The sequence below is a fragment of the Ferrimicrobium sp. genome, assembly GCF_027364955.1.
Taxonomy (GTDB): domain Bacteria; phylum Actinomycetota; class Acidimicrobiia; order Acidimicrobiales; family Acidimicrobiaceae; genus Ferrimicrobium.
In genome coordinates, this window is the sequence record NZ_DAHXOI010000073.1 from 1 (window position 1) to 994 (window position 994).

Genomic DNA, 994 nt, shown 5'->3' on the forward strand with positions numbered 1-994 from the left:
CCTCGGTCTTGGTGAGGGGGAGGGAGGGGGTGGACGGGGTGTCCACGACTGGGGTTGTGACGGGGGTGGGAGCCACGACAGTAACCGCCGAAGAAGCATTGACTGGCAATGCGTCGTTCGACGAGAGTGTTCCATCGACCGTGAGAGACGACCCAGTCGCTGCCTGACCAGACACCGTGACCGGAACGGTGATCGTTGGCAAGGATTCGCTGCTCGTAATCGGAACCGAGCCAGTATAGGTGCAATCTAAGGTTTGGCCCTGAGAACTGCTGCAGTTCCAGTCTGTCGTGCTGATCTTGTTGTAGTCCGGGGTCACGTCGGCCGGGAACGCACCCTGTAGGGTTGGAGCTGACGACTCCTGAGCACCAGATCCGAGAGCAACACTTGGCGAAAACACGAAGTTGGTCTTGCCGCCCGCCTGCACATCACCGTTGGTAGCGGTGTTCGTAATACCAAGACCAAGAACCGGGGCTGGGGTTACCGAGTCGACTACAACGTTGTTGATCTCGTGGTATTCATTGCCACCACCAGTGGACGCAGTCCATCCAAAGGTCAGCTGATAAGGAAGTCCAGTGGTCGGGTTAACCCAACTCGCTGGCAGACAGACACTCGAATCAGTGGTTGAGCAATACTCAGACGACGAGTTCGAGGCTTCGTATGTTGGCAGCAGCCCACTTCGTTGCACGGGAGTGGTAGCACCGTATGGCGTAACCTCCACACCATAATCACCAGGGGGAACTGACAATCCACTCGATGTGGTATACGTTTTAGTGCTAGTTGTTGGGTTGATCACCACCTCCACCGGAACGCCAGTACTGGGTCTCGATGTACTGGATGCCTGGTCAAGCGATTCACTAGTTGGCAACTCTCCGCTCGTGCTGATCGCACAATAACCATCAGTTGTGTTACCAGGACCCTTCACCGTCACGGTCTGCGGGTATAGCTTCCCGACGCCATCACCCGAAAGCGGACTGCAGCCTGCTCCTGCATACCC

1 protein-coding gene is annotated in these 994 nt (G+C 56.7%); it reads right to left on the minus strand.

Annotated elements, in window-relative coordinates; genetic code table 11:
• A partial coding sequence (locus M7Q83_RS14065; protein ID WP_298340254.1) for a hypothetical protein occupies window positions 1-718 on the minus strand: 718 nt, incomplete at its 3' end.
• Window positions 719-994: the final 276 nt, after the last annotated feature.